The sequence below is a fragment of the Bacillus sp. RZ2MS9 genome (genome assembly GCF_001816185.2).
In the GTDB taxonomy this organism is placed as follows: domain Bacteria; phylum Bacillota; class Bacilli; order Bacillales; family Bacillaceae_G; genus Bacillus_A; species Bacillus_A cereus.
Genome location: NZ_CP049978.1, coordinates 2,903,960 through 2,924,435, shown reverse-complemented (window position 1 = coordinate 2,924,435; position 20,476 = coordinate 2,903,960). Strand labels below are relative to the sequence as shown.

The window sequence follows — 20,476 nt, the reverse complement described above, 5'->3', positions numbered from 1 at the left end:
TGCTTTTTTAAGTTCGCAACTATGGACAGTAGTTGCATTTATGATATGGCATCAAGTGTATTTCAAAGTGAAAATCAATCTTAATGCTTACGATAAAAATAAAAAGGATGTCAGTTACATGACATTCTTTTTATTTTGGATAAAAAAGGTATGTAGTTCTGAAAATTGTTATTTTTAAAATTATTAAATATAATGAAGGATATAAGGGCGCCAATAGGGGAGTTATGAATGGAAAATACTTTAGTTAGTTAATTATTTCTCGTTTTAATCAAAATAATTATGAGTTGATTTGGAGTTGAATACAATGGGAGAAAATCATTATAAATGGAGTAATAAACAATTACGAGAGCATGTTGAAGTAATAGATGGTAAAAGAAGTCCGCACATTTTATGTAAGAACGCAACTTATTTAAATTCCTATATGCGCGAGTGGATGCAAGCAAATATTTGGATCTATGATGACCGGATTGTTTATGTAGGGGAAAAGCTGCCAGTGCAACTGCATGAATGTGAAGTCATTGATTGTGATGGAAAGTATGTAGTTCCAAGTTACATAGAACCTCATGCACATCCATATCAATTATATAACCCTGAAACTTTAGCGAATCATGCGATGCAGTTTGGGACAACAACTTTTATTAATGATAATTTAACTTTATTTTTCACATTACAACGTGAAGAAGCATTTCGTTTATTAGATGAATTTGAAAAGATTCCAGCAAGTATGTATTGGTGGTGTCGTTTTGATGGACAAACTGAATTGCAAAATGGGGAAACTTTATTTAATCGTGAAGAAATAATAGAATGGCTTAAGCATAAAGCAGTTCTTCAAGGCGGCGAACTAACAGCGTGGCCAAAACTATTACATGGCGATGATGAAATGTTAACTTGGATGCAGGAAACGAAGCGATTGCAGAAGAAAGTAGAAGGACATTTTCCAGGTGCATCTGAAACGACTTTAGCGAAGTTAAAACTGTTAGGTACAGATTGTGATCATGAAGCGATGACAGGGCAGGAAGCTTTCACTCGTCTTATGCAAGGTTACACTGTTTCCCTAAGAAATTCTTCAATCCGCCCAGATTTAGAAGTTTTACTGAAAGAATTGTTGGAACTAGGCGTAAAGCAGTTTGATAGATTCTTTTTTACAACAGACGGCTCACATCCTTCGTTTTATGAGAATGGAATGACAAACGTTATGATTTCTACCGCGATAAAACAAGGAGTGCCAGTAATAGATGCATACGATATGGCAAGTTATAATATTGCTCGTTATTATAATATGGAACATGTACATGGTTCGATTGCGACAGGTAGAATTGCTAATATCAATATTTTAGAAAGTAAAGAAAACCCAGTACCAATTAGTGTCCTTGCAAAGGGGAAATGGGTGAAGCGTGACGGTGTAAATACACATGAGGCATTACATATAGACTGGAGTAAACATAAAGTAACTCCATTATCATTAGATTGGTCAATAGAAAAAGAGGATATGATTTTCTCTAATAAAACGGGGATACACTTATTAAATAACGTTATTACAAAACCATACACTAGTGAAATCAATATAGACTGTGATGAATTGTCCACAGATCATGATGAATGTTTCCTTATGATGATTGCTCGTGATGGCAGTTGGCAAGTGAATATAGCTGTGAAAGGTTTTGCAAAAGAACTAGGTGGGCTTGCTAGCTCTTATTCTGGTACAGGTGACATCATTCTTATAGGAAAAAGAAAAGAAGATATGCTTACAGCTTTTCGTAGAGTAAAAGATCTCGGTGGTGGAATGGTCATAGTAGAAAACAATGAAGTGTTACACGAAATAGCATTACCATTGCTCGGGATTATGTCTAATTTAAAAATGAGAGAATTAATACAGGAAGAGAAACAGATGGTGAAATTACTACAAGAGCGTGGCTACGCGTATGATGATCCAGCATTTACAATTTTATTCTTTTCTGCGACGCACTTGCCTTTTATACGAGTAACACCTATAGGATTATATGATGTGAAAAGTAGTAAGGTAGTTGCCCCGCCCGTGAATTTGATAAAGCAATATTAAAAGGAAAGATCCTATAAAAATTTTATTTTATAGGATCTTTCTTATTATTAGCATAAGAATATTGTAAGCCTCAAATGATATAGTATCTAAATCATTTGAGGTGATATGTAAATATGAAAAAAATATTTTACATTTTAAGCGTATTTATTCTGTGTGTATCGATACAACACGTTGTACATTCCCAATCAGATGCACCAGAGTTATCTTCGGATTGTCTCGAAGAAAGAAAAGTTAGAGATGAAAAGTATGTGAAGAATATAATACAGGACATTAAATCCACATTTAATTTAAATATTGATGAACATAGTTTTTGGGAAGTAAGTAAAAGAGATCTGGAGGCTGCCCATTTGATGTATGGTGGAAAGGAAAATGATTCTTATTATACTTCGCTAACTAAAATTTATGATAGTGGTAGATTTAGCGAACAGCCCAGCCTATTTGTGAGGGCGCAAGAAGCATTTTTACTTTATAAAGAACAAGATAATATCAATGTAATGAAAAGCCTAAAACTAGACGTTGAAAAAGGGGAATGGCTCGTTATAAAAACGAAAAAGAAGAAAGGGAAAAAAGTGAAATTCAAGCCGTTGCAATGTGAAAAAGATTATATGAAAAAGAGAAATGAATAACAAAATACTTATTCATGCTATTTTATTCAACGATAGTTTGCTGTTGATTTGAAATAGAAAAAGGTAAACAAACATATTAGCTTTATGGAATATGTTTGTTTACCTTTTTTTGAGAGATTTAATAATTGGGGATTATTTACTGCCTAATGAATTTATAACATTCAATGAATTTGTTCTTCATAAACATTAGATTTTGTGTCAAATGATTTATACATTGCCGAAACACCTATGTATATTTTATTCTACAGTATTTATAAAAGAATGTTGGCTATTCATAAGAAATATGATTGGCACGGTTTTTGCTTGTATTACATGTAAGGAAGGGAGATTGTATGTAAGGAATCTGTACTCGTAATAGTATAAAACAAGCTACTATTGCATTATTAATCATAGTTGTATTTATAGGGGAACTGTAAATACATACAAATAAGTGGTTTTTTTGATTTTAAAATTCTGAATTTTCATTTAAATCATTAGGGGGCAATGGTATGGTTAAATATTCGAAAATTTCTAAGTGGATTCTTGGTGTTGGACTAGTGACAATAACATGTAATGGTTTGCAAATTCAAGCAGAGACAAAAGAGAAAAATGTGAAGAACGTATTACAAATGGAGCCGGTAGGAATACAGAAATCTGTTGATGAATTGGCGCACCCTTCAAAAGTACAAGAAAATGAATCTTTTACAAAACGGTTAAAATTAGCGGATTTATCGCAGCGTCCACTAGCACCAACCGATAATATTAAGCCGTTAGCTGAAGAAAAAAAGTATTCGATGGCTGAGTTAAATCAATTAAATAATAAACAATTAACTGATCTTCTTGTGACAATTAAATGGTATCAAATTCCAGAATTATTTCAGTTTAATAGTGATAGTCTTAAATTCTATCAAGATGATAACCGAATGCAAGCGATTATTAATAAACTAGCAGAACAAGGACAAGCTTATACGCAAGATGATTCAAAAGGGATTGAAACATTAGTAGAAGCTCTACGTGCAGCGTTTTATTTAGGTTTTTACCATGATGAATTAAGCAAACTAAATGAGCGTAGCTACCATGATAAATGTTTACCAGCTTTAAAAACAATTGCAAAAAATCCAAATTTCAAACTTGGTACATCAGAACAAAATAAAGTAATTGCATCATATGGAAAATTAATTGGAAATGCATCAGCAGATGTTGAAACGGTTTTATATGCAGGTGAAATTTTTAAACAATATAACGATAATCTTGCAACTTTCATTGAAGACCGAACAAAAGGAGACGCTATATATGAGTTGATGAAGGGAATTGACTTTGATATTCAGACGGATATGTACACGACTGGCAAAGAGCCAAAAGATACGATGTGGTATCGAAATATTGATAACTTTATTAATGAAATAAATCGTTTTGCACTACTTGGTACAGTAACAAATAAAAACGGATGGTTAATTAATAATGGAATTTACTATGCTGGCCGATTGGGCAAGCTTCATAGCACGCCCACAAAAGGACAACAAGTTGTTACAGATGCAATGCGAATTTATCCATATTTAGGAGAGCAATACTTTGTTGCGGCAGAACAAATTACTACAAATTATGGAGGAATAGATGCGAATGGAAAAACTGTAAATTTAGATCAAATTCGAGAAGAGGGTAAAAAGAAATATTTACCGAAAACGTATACGTTTGATGATGGTGCAATTGTCTTTAAAGCTGGGGATAAAGTTAGCGAAGAGAAAATTAAACGTCTATACTGGGCGGCAAAAGAGGTGCGTTCTCAATTTTATCGTACAGTTGGTAGCGATAAACCACTTGAAAGTGGACATGCTGATGATGTGTTAACGATGGTTATTTATAATAGCCCAGATGAGTATCAATTTAATCGTCAACTGTACGGATATGAAACGAATAATGGTGGGATTTATATTGAAGGGACAGGGACTTTCTTTACATATGAACGTACACCAGAGCAAAGTATTTATAGTCTGGAAGAATTGTTCCGCCATGAATTTACGCACTACTTACAGGGAAGGTACGAAGTTCAGGGATTATGGGGCCAAGGGGAAATGTATCAAAATGAACGTTTAACATGGTTTGAAGAAGGGAATGCAGAGTTCTTTGCAGGTGCAACGCGATTAGATAGTGTAGTACCACGAAAAAGTATAATTGGTGGGTTATCTAATGATCCTGCAAAACGTTATACAGCATCACAAACATTAAATGCGAAATATGGAACGTGGGATTTTTATAATTATTCGTTTGCACTGCAATCATATATGTATAATAAGCGCCCAGAAATGTTCGATAAAGTACATGATTTAATTCGCGCAAATGATGTTTCAAGTTACGATGAATACCGTGCTACATTAAGCAAAGATAATAAGTTAAATGAAGAATATCAATCTTATATGCAAATGCTTATTGATAATCGTGATAAGTATACAATTCCACAAGTATCAGATGAGTATTTAACTCAGCATGATCCAAAATCGCTTTCGGACGTTACGTCAGATATTACGAATGAAGCGAAATTAAAAGATGTGAAAGTAACAAAGAATAAATCACAATTCTTTAATACATTTACACTACAGGGGACATATACAGGAAGTGCGGCTAAAGGAGAAGTTGAGGACTGGAAAGTGATGAATGAAACAACAAATGATATGTTGAAACGTCTCTCAGGAAAAGAGTGGACTGGATATAAAACATTGACTGCTTATTTTGTAAATTACCGTGTAAATAATGCTGGGCAATTTGAATATGATGTTGTGTTTAGCGGAGTGAATACGGAAGAAGGTACGGCTGTAGAAAAAGAACCGAATAATTCATTTGAAACAGCAAACCCACTATCTTTGAATATTTTGTTAAGAGGAACCTTGAGCGATCAAGATCAGGGGGATAAATTTGTTATTGATGTAAAGGATCAAAAAGATTTACAAATTTCTGTTACGAACGAACAAAATCTTGGATTGAACTGGGTATTATATTCTGAATCAGATTTAAATAATTATGTAGCTTATGCAACAAAACGTGATGGGAACAAATTGCTTGGAAATTATAATGCAAAGCCAGGGAAATATTACTTAAGTGTATATAAGTATGGTGGTGGAACAGGGAATTATACGGTACAAGTAAAATAGTTTACTATAGTTTGTTTTGAAAGGCTACTTATTACATTTTTTAGCGAAATAAAGTATGTAATGTTAAACATTAAACTAATTCAACATATCCCTGTTCTAATTATAGAACAGGGATATGTTGGCTTTATATTTTTAAATTAAATAACCTCATTGGATTTTGATAAGAAAATAATTAATATAGATCTGAATTCTCATTCGTAAAGCATGTTTTAATCTTCTTAATGCTCTTTCATTTTTGTCTCAATGCTTGTTTTCAAATCAGTTGATACTTGATTGAAATACCCCAAAACGATCTCCCTAATATCATCGGATATAACTTTCAAATCACTAGCTAAGTTTTCGGCGAGATGTTCTTTTTCTATTGGCTGTAACTTCGTATAAAATTCACCAGCTTGTGTAAAGTCATCCTGTTTCGTTATAGAAGCTCTTTCAAGTTTACCTTCAACGTACCTTCCTTCACCGGTTGTAATTTGATTAGCAGGTGTCCAATCTTGCTGCTGGTTAATCGTTAATTTGCGAAATTCTGGACCAATTCTTCTTCTTTGTGAATCACTGTAAATGTTAGCGCGCCCTTGCAGCATTTTATCATCTGATAGTTCTGCACCATCCAGTAAATTAGAAGGAGAGAATGCGACTTTTTCTACTTGTTCCATAAAATTTTCAGGATTTTTATTTAATACCATTTTCCCGACTGGTATGAGAGGATACGTCTGTTCATCCCATACTTTTGTGTCATCTAAAGGATCATAAGAAAGGTGCGCTTCATCTTTCGGATCCATGAGCTGGACGTATAAACCATACTCCACTGGTTTACCATTTTCAATAGCATCATATAAATCTTTCCCGCTATAATCAGGATTTTCGGCAGCTAGTTTAATTGCTTCTTTACTAGTAATGTACTGTACACCTTCAAACGGGTACCAATGATACTTTACATACTTTCGATTACCTTCCGCATTTCTCCATACATATGTATTAACACTATGTCCTGGAATGTGGCGAAGACTTTTGGCCGTACCATTATTAGAGTATAAACGGACAACAAAATGAATAGATTCAGGTGCTTTAGCGACAAAACTCCAAAATCTATTAGGGTCTATTAAGTTATTTTTAGGTGAAGGCAATAATGCTTGAATCGTTTCAGGGAAACGCATCGGATCACGGACAGAAAAAACAGGAATGTGATTACATAAAAGGTCAAAAATGCCTTCTTTTGTATAAAATTTTGTAGAAAAACCGCGTACATTTCTAGCAGTATCCGGTGTTCCTTTCGTACTAACAGCTAACGAAAATCGCACCATAACAGGAACTTTCTCATTAGAATTTTGTAAAAAACTTAATTTAGTATGTTCAGACATCGAATATATCGTTTGAAAATAACCGAACGCACCAAATCCTTTTACATGAACAGGTCTTTCTAAAATTTTTTCATGAATAAATTCTTGTAACGTCTCGTGAAGTACACTATCTTGCTCTAGAACAGGTCCACGTGAACCAACTGTTTGTGAGTGAAGGGTAGCTTGTTCATTACGTTCGCCTTTTTCATTAAAGTGATTCCCTAGTAAAGATTGCCCCTGTTTATCATAGTTTTCATTCATCGATATAGCCTCCAAATTTATTTCGTCTATTGTTACTAAATATGATTTTATAATCTTGATTATGTATGATATGCAAAGTAGTAACAGACCGCTAGATGAAAAAAACGTGTATGTAGTGGACCTGTTGAAATAGAAGAAATTATGGAAAAATGAATATCGTGAAGAAAATTACTATTAAAATTTTAATCTGAAAAATGAATTTATACATGAGTTTATAGAGAATGAACAGAAATAAACAGGGAAAATAAATAGGAGGAATTTAACATGTCGGATTGGTTTCAATTAGATAAAGAATATATGATGTCTACGTATTGTCGTACGAAGGTTGCGATAGAAAGAGGAGAAGGATGTAAACTATATGATGTAGATGGTAAAGAGTATTTAGATTTATTTTCTGGCGTAGGAGTAAATGTATTAGGATACAATCATCCTAAAATTGTACAAACGACAATGGAGCAAGTTACAAAATCGTTGCATCTACCGTTTCATTTTTTAAACCCAGTTGCGATTGAGTATGCAAAGAAATTAGTGGATTGCTCATTAAAAAACGGAAAGGTCTTTTTTACAAACTCTGGTACGGAAGCGACAGAAACAACTTTGAAATTAATTGATAAATATAGAGCTAATAAGAATGAAGAACGTGAAGGAATTGTAGTGCTGAAGAATAGTTTCCATGGGCGTACGTTAGGGGCACTTCATTTTACGAGACAAGAAAGTGTATATCAAAATTTCCCTAAAACATCGATTCCTGTATATGAAGTAGAGCGCGAAAATATAGAGCAATTAGAAGAAACAATTATTCATGAAAATCCAATTGCGATTATGCTAGAGCCGGTTTTAGGAAGCGGGGGGATTTATCCTTTATCGCGTGAATATTTACATGGCGTTCAAAACTTATGTGAGAAATACAATCTACTACTTATCGTTGATGAAATTCAAAGTGGTATGGGGAGAACCGGGAAACTGTTTGCGTATCAAAACTTTAATATCACACCGGACATTATTCAAATTGGTAAAGGAGCAGGAGGCGGGATACCGCTAGGAGGAATTATTGTAGGTGAAAAGCTATGTGATGTATTTGCACCTGGAGATCATGGAACAACATTTGCTCATTCATCAATGGGAACGGCTTTAGGGTTAACGGTATTAAACACATTGATTGAAGATGGTTTAATGCACGAAGCGTATGAAACGTCACTATATTTAAATGATAAATTACAAGAAATTCAGAAAGAAAATTCTTATTATATTCAGGAAGTACGTCATGCTGGTATGATGTTTGGAATTAGTTTAAATGATACAAATGAAAATGTGAAAAAATTACAGGTAGAGCTAATGGAGAAAGGGATATTAGTTGACGTAACACAAGGGAATATCATCCGTTTACTTCCTCCATATATAATTACAAAAGAAGAAATTGATACATTTATTACTCAATTTATTACTTGTATGGATAAGGTTGCTACTGTAGTAAGTGCTTAAAAATTAAAAGCTATATTTTATATAAAGTGCACTCTAATTGTTGGGGATAGTTTACAATTGGAGTGCATTTTTTATAGTTGAATTTTGTAAAATATAGTCGTTTGTATATGATAACGGAAAAATAGAAGGAATTTCGTTATATTTGAGTGGTGAAGAAAAGGGAAAGTATAAAGATAGTAGATAAAGCGGGTGGTTTAAATAACTAATGATAGAACGTTTTGAAAATAATAGCATACGAATATATAAATAATAAGAATGAGGTGATATATTGGAAAATAATGATATTCAATTTACTTCTTTACAAATGAGAACGGATAAATATGGTTGGGCTAGTATTCAATATACAAATAAAAAGCAGGCTACCTTATATACTCGAAACGGAGGAGTAGAATGGGATGTTGTCAATCCTCTTAATTCAATTGTATTATTTGGGTATCCAATAAACGCTCGAAGCTCTTGGGCATATGGTTTAACAAAAAAGAATGACGATTTATTGCCAGCTATATTTTATACAGTTAATAGAGGAGAAAGGTGGAGTGAGTTTATTTTACCGGTTGAAGAAGATTGGGAGAAATCGACTGATGTTCAAGTACAATTGCATGCTACGAATATGGATAGTATATGGATTGTATTATCTAGAAAGCTTGCATCAAATAAATTTGAACATAATTTATACTATTTGAAAACGAAAGGGAAAGTTTGGAAAGTAATAAAAAATATAAGTATTAGTGATAGTATTTCAGGGATAACATTTATAAACGATCTAATTGGGTTTATTTCACTACAAAAACATTATGAAACATCAACGGTATTTAAAACAATAAATGGTGGGGAAAGTTGGCATCCTATAAAAGATATTCCAAGTCTTGAAGGAATTAATAATGGGACTGCTATGGCTTATAAAGCAATCTATAAAAATAACTTATTAGTAATACCAACTAAAAAGAATGATGATGTATTTTTAATGAATTACTCATTTGATAAGGGGAATTCGTGGCATATTTCAAATAAAACAATAAATACTAGTAAAGTGGCTGTTTCGTTTTTTAGTTCCTATTATGGCTGGGTTATAAATAGTGAAAATGGGAGTGTGTATCAAATAATAAAAAAAGGAGCAAAATGGATTAAAGTATCAAGCAATCCATTATTAAAAAATGTATTTTGTTTGCATTTTTTTAATCGGCGTAAAGGTTGGGCGTGTAATAAAAAAGAAATATTTACTACAAAAGATCGCGGTATAACATGGAAAAAGGTAGTATATAAAATTAATAATATTGATAAGTTTATTTAAAAGAGTCCTAAAGAAATTAGGACTTTTTTTATTTTTAAATGGTGAGAGTTGTAACAAACAATGATAAGAGAAAAGAGGTAAGTGCAGAACTTATATTTTCAAAAATAGACGGTTGTTTTTACACAGTATAATTCACTTTTGAATATGTTAATAAAGTAGCGAATTCACAGGAAATGGTAATACTTAATATTTTATGTCACATGATGTGTAAAGGGGGCGTGTAATGAAATCGTTAACGGTTATTATTTTGTATAGTGAAAGAGAGCAAATATTAGAAGAGTCAATTCAATCTATATGGAAGCTAAATCCTCTTGAAATTATAATTTTCGTTCCTAACGATAGAAGTAATTTGTATGAAATAGCAAAGAAACATAAATGCCATATTGTTTTGATGGATAAATATAGTACGTATTATGATGGGTATGAAGCTTCTGTAAAGGCAGCAAAAGGAGATGTATTGTTATTTGTAGATAGTAATTTTTTATTATCTTCAACTGAAATGAAGAATTTTATTGAGCCAGTTGTTACAAATCAGGCGGATGTAGTATTAAACAGAATAGATAAATTTATAGAAGTTGGTAAATGTCCGAATATGGATATTATTTGGAGAAAAATGTTAAATGAAATTTTAAGTCGACCAGATTTAAAAAGCAATTCAATACTTTCATTACCATATGCACTTACGAAAGAAGTAGTGGTAAATATCGGCTTTGATTATATAAAAGATATCGTTCTAGCTCATATGAACATAGTGAATCAAGGCTGGCGGATTAACGATCAATATGCAATAAGAACGTTATCTAAAGATGAAATGTTCGAAGAAGAAGGGTATTTATTTAAAAAAGAATTATTAGAAAATGAAAAAGAGAAAGTGGAAAAATATTTAATTGGTATATCCAAATGGATAGAGAAAAAGGGAAGAAGAGTAGGTTTTACTGATGCAGGAAAAAGAAGAGATATTATTCAAAGATTAGGTGAAAGCAAGCAGTATCCTTCGTATCATCGAGGCTGGGGAATGCATTCTTCAATTTATAACGGGAAACAACTTTCTGTCATTATACCAGTACAAAATGAAGAAGAGACTATAGAACAAGTAATACTTGAGGCGAGAAAAATAGAACCACTAGAAATAATTGTCGTTGTAAATGGTTCGACAGATCAAACGGCTAATATTGCTAAAAGACTTGGTGTTACTATTATTGAATATAACGAACGACTTGGTCATAATGTTGGACGTGCTATTGGAGCGCTTGAAGCTACAGGAGATATTCTTTTATTTATTGATGGTGATTTTAGTGTTTCAGGAAGTAATTTGCATCATTTTACAAAAGCAGTTTCAGCTGGTGTAGACATAGCATTAAATGATTTGAATCCGATGTTACATCCTCCGTTTTATGTTGTAGACGTCGTAAAATATATGCTTAATTTAGCATATAATCGTCCAGAATTAAGCAATGGCTCATTAGTAGCAATTCCACATGCTATGAGTAGATCATGTTTAGATGCAATAGGCTGGGAAAGCTTACTATGCCCTAGTCTTGCACAAGTAAAAGCTATATTACAAGGGTATAGAGTAGAATGTGTACATTACGTTGATGTTGTAAAACCGAATAGAATTCGTTTAATGGAGAATGTAAGTCACAATGGACATCCTCCGGCAGTATTAAGAATAATTGGTGATCACGTTGAAGCTCTCTCTTACTTAATAGAACATCTTGAAATAGATGGAAAGGGTGATTAAACTGTTAGACCAGTACAAAAAAATTAACATTTCATATGAACAATTATGGCAAATGGATTTTCAAATTACAGAACCATTTATACTCAAGGTTGATTGGGATAAAGTAACGTATGAATTTTTAATTCGTATTAAGCCCGATGCTTCTAACACTATTGTTTTTGGATCCGGAGCAGGTGGGTTTCAAGAACAGCCAATTGGTCCACCTATTTTTCATCGACATTCTTGGATGGATGAATTTGAAGATACTGTTATATATTATAATGACCCTACGTTATATCTTGGAAAATTATCTTTAGGCTGGGGACAGGGAGAGTTAAATAGATTTTATTTACAAGATATAGCAAATATTTTAGAAATAGTATTTGTAAAGTTAAAAGTTGATTCGAAAAATGTGTTGTTTTATGGCAGTTCCGGGGGAGGATTTATGTCTTTAATTTTAGCTGGATTCGTTAAGGGCTCCACAGCTTTAATTAATAATCCTCAAACAAATTTATTAAAATGGATACCTGTACCAATAAATCTAGTTTTCGATTTGTCTTATCCAAATTTATCAAGAGAAGAAATTGAGGAGAAATTTGGCGAAAGAATTAATGTTGTGAAATTTTTTAATCACATTAAATATGTACCGAATATTTATTTTTTACAAAATTTCGCGTGTGAATTTGATGTGCAAAATCATTTACTACCATTTATTTCTGAATTAGAGCAACTTGATAAAGACACGGAAGTAAATCAAATTATAATTGACTTATATTTTGATAAAAAAGCAGGGCATGCAGCTGTAGGGAAGAGTGAAACAATTGAATATATAAAAAAAGTAAAACCTAATCAGACTGTAAAAGAAGAACAAAAAGAAGTGGACCTATCAGTCGTTATAGTTTTAGGAGAAGAAAAATCAAAATTGAATCAAATTTTAAATAAAGTGCAGCATATAAAACCAATAGAAATTATTATTGTAGCTGATGATAGAATGAGTGCGATACAATCTATACCAACATTTGTTGAAAGTAACGTTGTTGTGATTGAGGAGAAAAGTAAACGGAAAGCACCAGTTCATGGGGCAAAAATCGCCAATGGTGATGTAGTCTTATTTTTAGATGGGGAAGATGTTATTTTTTCGGTAGAATTAGAGCGATTTATAGAACCGATACTGAAAAAGGAACAGGATGTAATCTTAAATAACATAGACTCCGTATGTTTTGAAAAGATGAGAGTAGAATGGCCAAGTATTGCTATGGTGTATAGAAAAATAGTAAACGATGTATTGGGGCGTATGGATTTAAAATATGATTCGATGTTATCTATGCCATATGCTATTACTAAAAAAGCAATTGAAGACATTGGATATGATATCTTGCAGAACCCTATTCTGTCCCAAGTCACTCTTATTGAGAAAGGGTGGCGACTACAATCCTCGTCAGCCATCACTAACACCTCCTTGAATAATATGCCCGCAAACGAAACCTCTTTCTATAAAAATGAATTAACTAAATTAGAAGTATATGAGATTAAAGAAAATATAAAAGCTTTGGAGAGTTGGTTACAACGAAAAGATGATAGAGGTAACTATACAGATGGAGGAAGAAAAAGAGAAATTATAGAGCAGTTAAAAAAACAAAAGAATTATTCACGTTTCCATAAAGGATGGGGAATGAATTCATCAATTTATAATGGAAAACAGTTATCAATTATTATACCAGCACAAAATGAAGAAGCAACGATTAAAGAAGTTATTCTTGAGGCAAGAAAAATTGAACCGAAAGAAATAATTGTTGTCATTAATGGGTCAACAGATCAGACAGAAGTAATCGCTAAGCAATCAGGGGCAACAGTAATTGTTTATGAAGAAAGATTAGGGCATGATGTAGGACGGGCAATTGGTGCACAAGAAGCCACAGGGGATATACTTCTCTTTATTGATGCTGATTTTGCTATTCCAGCAAAAGATCTTCATCCGTTAACGCAAGCTGTTGCGGATGGTGTTGATATGGTTTTAAATGATTTAAATTTAAATCTTAGATTTCCTCTATATATTGTAAGTTTATATAAATATATTTTGAATATTGCTTGTAACCGTAAAGATTTAGGGGTAGGATCTACAATTGCTGTTCCCCATGCTATTAGTAGAAAATGTTTAGAGGGAATTGGCTGGGACACTCTTCACACAGCGTGTGTTGCACAAGTAAAGGCAATATTAGAAGGGTATAAAGTCGGATGTGTCCATTTTGTAGATGTAATGAAACCAAATCGTATTCGGCCACAAGAGCATTTTGCGACGATAGGACATCCACCAGCTGTATTGAGAATTACTGGGGATCATTTAGAAGGACTTTCATATTTATTGAAGAATAAGGATTTTAAAGATTTATTTTAAAAGGTAAATTTGTCTATTGAATGAGTAACTTAAACATTTCATTTATGCAACTTGACGATATTTAGTATTGCAATGAAACTAAAATCAAAAATTTTTATTATTTTTAGCTCAGGTACAAGTGAAGAGCATGTTTCACTGACTGATAGTAAATGAACAAGTAACTAAAAGGTAAAGGCTTCTTTATATATGAAGAAGCCTTTATCTTTTTTATTTTAAGTATGGAAGGTAAAGGGTAAATAAAGTTGTATTTTTATTTTTGGATAAATAGATATTAGATATAAGAAAGAAGGGAATATCTTGTCTTGCATCAATAAAAGTTGTTTTAATATTTCTTTAGAAACTAAAGTCAATCCAAATGGTGGGGCAGAAATATTCGTAAGGTGCAATGATGAATGTTTATCTAATTTTAATGTAATACCGTTTATTATATGTGTTTCTATTTCAGTAAAGGATGATTTGAGTTTTTTAGTTGATTTAGATAGTTTAATAAAACGTTAATTTTCTATGCAGTTAATAATAAAATAACATCTAATTTATAAGACTTAGTAAGAGAGTCGTGTCCGAATTTAATTTACTGCATATATTGTTAAAAGAAAGGAGGGAGAGTTATGGCATGTACTACGAATAATGTTTGTTTAGATGTGTGTCTTAAAATTACAATTACCCCTGGTAGTGGAATTGATGCAGTAGTCGATTGTGGAGGCACATGTGGGACAAGTCCTACTATTGTAATTAGTCCTAGTGGATCAATTGTTATTACTTTACCATTAGTTGCATGTTTCTCAATTGCACTAAAAGATGATTTAAGTGTTGACTCTTCATTAACAAGCCTCTATTTTCAAACTTCTTAAGAAAGATACAGAAATGAAAAGCCTGCCTGCTACTTTTCTTTTGATCTAATGTGAAAATAAAAAAGATGGTTACAACCATCTTTTTTATTTTGCTATATATTTAAAATAAATTCATATATTATTTGGTGGTAAGAATATACAATTAAAAGCATTCAGTGTTTCTTTTTTGTTCGATGAGGTAAGAAATTGCTTCTATATGATCACCAATGATTTGTTGCGTTGCTAATGAAAGGTAGCCTTCCTGCGAGAAGTGTTTTTCTGGTCGAACTCGATTTATCTTGTCAACGTCGATAGAATGAACATTTTGTACATGCAATCCTGCTAAAATTGTTTTAACTTGACTTAAGGTTGGTGAAAGAAGAGAATCAAACCCAATTGTATCAATGCATTTTCGACTAAAAGCATGAGGGACAGCAGTTGTGGAGCCCATACCTAAATCTTTTCGATTACATGCTAAATTAACAACATGCTTACATGCAGTTACGATAGTATAAGGAACACGATACATGTAGTAGTGCTCTAATTTATTTAAAGCTAAATCGGTTCCATTTTGAACAGATTGTACAAATGGTAATAAATCAGAACTAGGAATTAAGAAATCACCATCAATAAATAATAATATATCACCTTTTGCAAAATATGCACCAACGGCACGTCCGGTATCAATGCCGAGTGCTTCTTTGTAAGTAATAACTGTTGCACCGCAATTCTTCGCCAATTCCTCTGTTTTATCTGTTGATCCATTAACAATAATGATGATTTCTAAAGGTTTTAATTTCTGCACCTCAAAAATGATAGATTCTATCGTTTTTTCTTCATTTTGAACAGGGATAATGATGGATAATTGTTTATTTCCATAAGTATTTGAATAAAACTCTTTACCTGTAATTATTTTGGATATAGCTCTTTGTTCGCCGTTTTGAAGTTCTAAAATAATATCCCGCCTTCGATTATTATCAGTATAGTTTCCTCTTGAATCTTGTAATATATTTACCCAATTTTCAATTGCTTCTAGGTGATAACGAATGAGTTGTTTTGAGGGGAAGGAGGGAATTTGCGGTATAGAAATTTTAAAATGATTGCTAATGCGAAAATTATTTTTAATAATTTTCATTTGTGCTAATATCGGATTTAATAAACTTTCTGGAGTAATTGCTTCAAGAATTTCCTTTGTTACCGCGTAGGGAGGAAATAATAGTGAGTTAACATGTAAATCTGGACGATGAAAGAAATGATTCGTAACTTGCTGCCAAATCATTTCTATAGTTGGCTTTTGCTTTTGATAAAAAAAATCATCTAAATTGTTTAATACTAAGTCAGCTGATTTATCTAGTAATGGTTGAAGAAATTGTTTAAGTAAGGAAGGGGGGATATTGTAATTTGCATCTAAAAATAAGAGGTACTTACCTTTTGCTTTTTTGGCACCAATTACATAACAATTAGTTGATTCTGTCGGTTCTTCTAATGTGATAATTTTACAATTGTAAGATTGTGCAATATCAATGGAATCATCGATACATCCGTTAATAGTAAGGATAATTTCTAAAGGCTGTAGTTGTTCACAGGCTTTCAAAATTTCAGGTAAAACTTTTATGTTATGCTGTATACGAATAATAATAGAAATCGGATTTTTACACATAAGTAGTCTCCTTTTTAATCAGAGGTAGTTATTAATAAGGTTAGATAAAATAGGAGATATATATTTTATTATATACGTAACGACTATTTAGTTTTATCAGACTTAGAATTTTCATTACTTGAATTGGAACCTTTATTTATTCCAGACGCGAGTAAATTATTGAGAACGCTAAGGTCTAATTGCATAGGGATTGAGTTTTCGGATGTAGTTTTCTCATTTTCTTTTTTTGTAGTTAATATAGTCTTTATATTTTTTATTTCTTTATATTGTTTTAAGGTAATGAAAAATCCAGAAATAATGAAGAGAAAAGAAACAGTAGTAAGTAAAAGTATTATTTCCAACATAAAAGAGCCTCCTTTAAAACTATAATAATATTATAGTTAAATGTAATAAAACAGAATTCGAGTTAATGAGTTCACTTTTTAAATATATGCAAATCTTAAGTAAAAGTTACTGATTTCTAAGTTAGAGGAAGCAATTATAGAAACGTTATAAATATAAATAAATGAAAGTTTCATTTGTAGTGTAAAGGTATATATTATATAAGCTAAACGTCATTTTATAACAAGTTAAACAGGGTTTAATTTTATATAAAAAGAGCATTTAATTGGACAAATAATTAATTATGTGAAATAATAATAACAGATAAGGAGACGTTGTTTTTCCTTAAGTGCTTCGAATTAATTTTATTCAATAAGAGAAGGTGTGCTTAAAGAAGTTAAATTAAATAAGGAGCTGTTTTATTATATGCAACAAAATAATGATTTAAATTTTGAACCTCAAGACGTTAATATTGTCAATCCTAAACAAGCCAGGAAAGCAGTAATTGCTACTGGTATAGGGAACGCAATGGAGTGGTTTGACTTCGGATTATACGCGTATTTAGCGGTAATTTTAAGTCAATTATTCTTCTCAGGTGTTGATAATAGTGGATTGCAACTTGTACTTACATTCGGTACATTTGCAGCAGCCTTTCTCGTTCGACCAATCGGAGGTGTATTCTTTGGTAGAATAGGAGATAAGTACGGCCGAAAAATCGTGTTAAGTACTACTATTATTTTAATGGCACTTTCTACATTATTCATCGCATTACTACCAACCTATGAACAAATTGGTGTATGGGCACCAATACTACTTTTAGTTGCCCGAATGATTCAAGGCTTCTCTACAGGCGGCGAATATTCAGGAGCAATGGTTTATATCGCAGAATCTTCTCCAGATAAAAAGCGTGGTATACTCGGTAGTGGTCTTGAAATTGGAACACTCTCAGGTTACATTGCTGCATCGGTAATTGTTACCATTTTGACGTTATTGTTAACAGATGAGCAAATGCTCAGCTGGGGATGGCGTATTCCATTCTTAATAGCTGCACCAATTGGTTTGGTCGGTTTATACTTACGCCGTCATCTAGATGAATCTCCAATCTTTGAAGAGATGGAAAAAGCACAAGAGGAATCTGAAGACAATGAGCAATTTTCATTTATGGATATTATTAAATATCACAAAAAAGACTTCTTATTAAGCACAGTAATTGTCGCCTTCTTTAATATTACAAATTATATGATTCTTTCGTATATTCCTTCTTATCTAACTCAAGTACTTAAAGTCGAAGAAACAACAGGCTTATTAATTATTTCTATTACGATGGCACTTATGATTCCACTAGCACTATATTTCGGTAAATTAAGTGATAAAATTGGTAATAAACGCGTTGTGCAAATTGGTTTACTTGGTTTAACTGTATTTGCAATTCCAGCATTTTTACTAATAGGTAACGGACATATTGCAGCTATATTTGCAGGTATTTTCGTACTAGGTTTCTTCTTAAGTGTATATGAAGGAACATTACCTTCATTATTACCATCACTCTTTTTCACTGATGTACGTTATCGAGCACTTTCGATCTCATTTAATATTTCTGTATCGATATTCGGTGGAACAACACCGCTCGTATGTTCATACTTAGTTCATGCAACTGGTAACCCGCTCGCACCGGCATTTTATTTAGCAGGTGTAAGTATTATTGGATTAGTTGTATTTAGTGTACTATTCGTTACGACTTCAGGGCGTGCGCTAAAAGGTTCATATCCTACAGTAGAAACGAAAAAAGAAGCACACCAAATCGCTAAAGAAGATCCTGAAGAAACACTTTGGTGGCATGAAGAGTCATTAGAAATTGAAGCAGGGAAGAATGCTTCCATTTAAAAAGCAACGTAGAAGTATAAAAAGACTCCTATGAATATGAAGTGCACCCCAATTGTTAGACACATAACTAACAATTGGAGGTGCATTTTTTATGGCTAAATTTTCTTCAAAAGATAAAATACAAGCAGTAAAACGATATCTAGAAGGTACGGAAGGCGGAAAAACCATTGCTAATTCTATAGGGGTTCATCCTAGAGAACTTTATCAATGGATTAAACGGTTTGAATTTTCAGGGGAAAAGGCGTTTGAAAAACGCTATACAACTTACCCTCTCGAGTATAAACTAGATGTAATTCATTATATGAATGAAAATGGGACATCTCTGAGAGAAACAGCTGCTTTTTTTAATATTCCTTCTTGCGAAACACTCCGAAAATGGAAAGTAGCTTATGAAACAGAAGGATTAGATGCCCTAAAATCAAAGAAAAAGGGGCGTCTAACCATGGCCAAAGAAAAAGCTAAGCTACAACATTTAAAACAAAACGAAGTATTTCTTGAAGGTTCTATAGAAGCGCTACAAGCAGAGAATGAACGTCTGCGTATGGAAAATGACTATTTAAAAAAGTTGAATGCCTTAGTTCAAAAGAAGAAAACATCACAGACCAAGACAAAGCGCAATTGATTTATGAATTAAGGCATAAATATAAGGTCGTTGACCTTGTGAAAGTCGCTAATATCGCTCGTAGTACGTATTATTACTGGATGAAACAAGCGAAACGTCCAGATAAATATAAGAAAGTTAAAGAATTAATTAAAGAGATTTTTAGTGAGAATTTTGGGAGGTATGGTTATCGTCGTATTACATTGGAATTACGTAATCGAGGCCATGCATTAAATCATAAAACCGTTCGACGTTTAATGAATATCCTGGGATTAAAATGTCTTGTTCGATTAAAAAATATCGTTCATATAAAGGGACTGTCGGGAAATTCGCTCCTAATATTTTAAAACGTAATTTTCACGCATCAAAACCAAACGAGAAATGGGTAACAGATGTGACGGAGTTCCACTTACATGGTAAAAAACTATATCTATCACCCATTTTAGACTTATATAACGGAGAAATTATAGCTTACAATATAGAACATAGACCTGCCTATTCCCTTGTTTCTAAAATGTTAAATAAGGCGTTTCAATGTTTGAATGATAAGGAAACTCCTATTTTACACTCGGATCAAGGTTGGCATTATCAAATGCGACAATATCATCAGTCGCTTAAAAAACATAACGTTATCCAAAGTATGTCCCGTAAGGGAAATTGCTTAGATAATGCAGTCATGGAAAATTTCTTTGGCTTATTAAAGTCTGAATTACTTTATCTTAAAGAGTTTGAAAGTATGGAACAATTTAAGCAAGAACTAGAAACTTATATTCATTACTACAATCACAAAAGAATTAAAACAAAACTAAAAGGATTGTCCCCTGTGCAATACAGAGTTCAATCCTTAGTAGCTGCTTAATATATTTGTCTAATTTTTTGGGTTC

At 32.5% G+C, this 20,476-nt stretch carries 13 protein-coding genes and 1 pseudogene; 11 read left to right on the top strand and 3 right to left on the bottom strand.

Annotation, left to right across the window (positions count from 1 at the left end):
* The first annotated feature begins 304 nt into the window (after positions 1-304).
* The 3 genes from BHV55_RS14975 to colA all read left to right on the top strand — a co-directional run bounded on the left by BHV55_RS14975 (position 305) and on the right by colA (position 5,810).
* Positions 305-2,059: an adenine deaminase C-terminal domain-containing protein gene (locus BHV55_RS14975; RefSeq protein ID WP_070756606.1), complete on the top strand. Its 1,755-nt coding sequence runs from the start codon at positions 305-307 to the stop codon at positions 2,057-2,059.
* Positions 2,060-2,172: 113 nt separating this feature from the next.
* Positions 2,173-2,685, top strand: a complete 513-nt coding sequence (locus BHV55_RS14970; RefSeq protein ID WP_070756605.1) for a hypothetical protein — start codon at positions 2,173-2,175, stop codon at positions 2,683-2,685.
* Positions 2,686-3,173: 488 nt separating this feature from the next.
* Complete coding sequence (gene colA, locus BHV55_RS14965) at positions 3,174-5,810, top strand: collagenase ColA (protein ID WP_070756604.1); 2,637 nt, start codon at positions 3,174-3,176, stop codon at positions 5,808-5,810.
* 218 nt (positions 5,811-6,028) lie between these two features.
* Here the strand turns inward: colA and BHV55_RS14960 are convergent, their stop codons facing one another.
* Positions 6,029-7,408 (bottom strand): catalase, encoded by a 1,380-nt coding sequence (locus tag BHV55_RS14960; RefSeq protein WP_044584581.1) that lies wholly within the window; start codon positions 7,406-7,408, stop codon positions 6,029-6,031.
* 264 nt (positions 7,409-7,672) lie between these two features.
* Here BHV55_RS14960 and BHV55_RS14955 point away from each other — a divergent pair, with 264 nt between their 5' ends.
* The 6 genes from BHV55_RS14955 (at position 7,673) to BHV55_RS14930 (ending at position 15,147) form a co-directional block, all read left to right on the top strand.
* The gene (locus BHV55_RS14955; protein ID WP_070756602.1) at positions 7,673-8,890 is read left to right on the top strand and encodes an aspartate aminotransferase family protein; all 1,218 of its coding nucleotides are present in this window, start codon (positions 7,673-7,675) and stop codon (positions 8,888-8,890) included.
* Positions 8,891-9,158: 268 nt separating this feature from the next.
* Entirely contained in the window at positions 9,159-10,181 is a 1,023-nt protein-coding gene (locus BHV55_RS14950) for a hypothetical protein (protein ID WP_070756600.1), read from the top strand.
* Between the two features lie 223 nt (positions 10,182-10,404).
* Positions 10,405-11,922: a glycosyltransferase family 2 protein gene (locus BHV55_RS14945; RefSeq protein ID WP_070756598.1), complete on the top strand. Its 1,518-nt coding sequence runs from the start codon at positions 10,405-10,407 to the stop codon at positions 11,920-11,922.
* 52 nt (positions 11,923-11,974) lie between these two features.
* Positions 11,975-14,296, top strand: coding sequence for a glycosyltransferase family 2 protein (locus tag BHV55_RS14940; RefSeq protein WP_139147406.1), 2,322 nt, complete (start codon positions 11,975-11,977; stop codon positions 14,294-14,296).
* A 297-nt stretch (positions 14,297-14,593) separates the two neighbouring features.
* Entirely contained in the window at positions 14,594-14,794 is a 201-nt protein-coding gene (locus BHV55_RS27500) for a hypothetical protein (RefSeq protein WP_002103272.1), read from the top strand.
* A gap of 110 nt (positions 14,795-14,904) precedes the next feature.
* The gene (locus tag BHV55_RS14930; RefSeq protein ID WP_000752474.1) at positions 14,905-15,147 is read left to right on the top strand and encodes a hypothetical protein; all 243 of its coding nucleotides are present in this window, start codon (positions 14,905-14,907) and stop codon (positions 15,145-15,147) included.
* A 142-nt stretch (positions 15,148-15,289) separates the two neighbouring features.
* On the opposite strand, the gene BHV55_RS14925 is transcribed toward BHV55_RS14930, so the two are convergent.
* Positions 15,290-16,786, bottom strand: a complete 1,497-nt coding sequence (locus BHV55_RS14925; RefSeq protein WP_070756592.1) for a glycosyltransferase family 2 protein — start codon at positions 16,784-16,786, stop codon at positions 15,290-15,292.
* An 83-nt stretch (positions 16,787-16,869) separates the two neighbouring features.
* Positions 16,870-17,130: a hypothetical protein gene (locus tag BHV55_RS14920; RefSeq protein ID WP_000889747.1), complete on the bottom strand. Its 261-nt coding sequence runs from the start codon at positions 17,128-17,130 to the stop codon at positions 16,870-16,872.
* Between the two features lie 403 nt (positions 17,131-17,533).
* Between BHV55_RS14920 and BHV55_RS14915 the strand changes: the two genes are divergently transcribed.
* Complete coding sequence (locus tag BHV55_RS14915) at positions 17,534-18,991, top strand: MFS transporter (RefSeq protein ID WP_001186926.1); 1,458 nt, start codon at positions 17,534-17,536, stop codon at positions 18,989-18,991.
* 91 nt (positions 18,992-19,082) lie between these two features.
* Positions 19,083-20,451 (top strand): annotated as a pseudogene (locus tag BHV55_RS14910) (IS3-like element ISBth167 family transposase).
* The last annotated feature ends 25 nt before the right edge of the window (positions 20,452-20,476 follow it).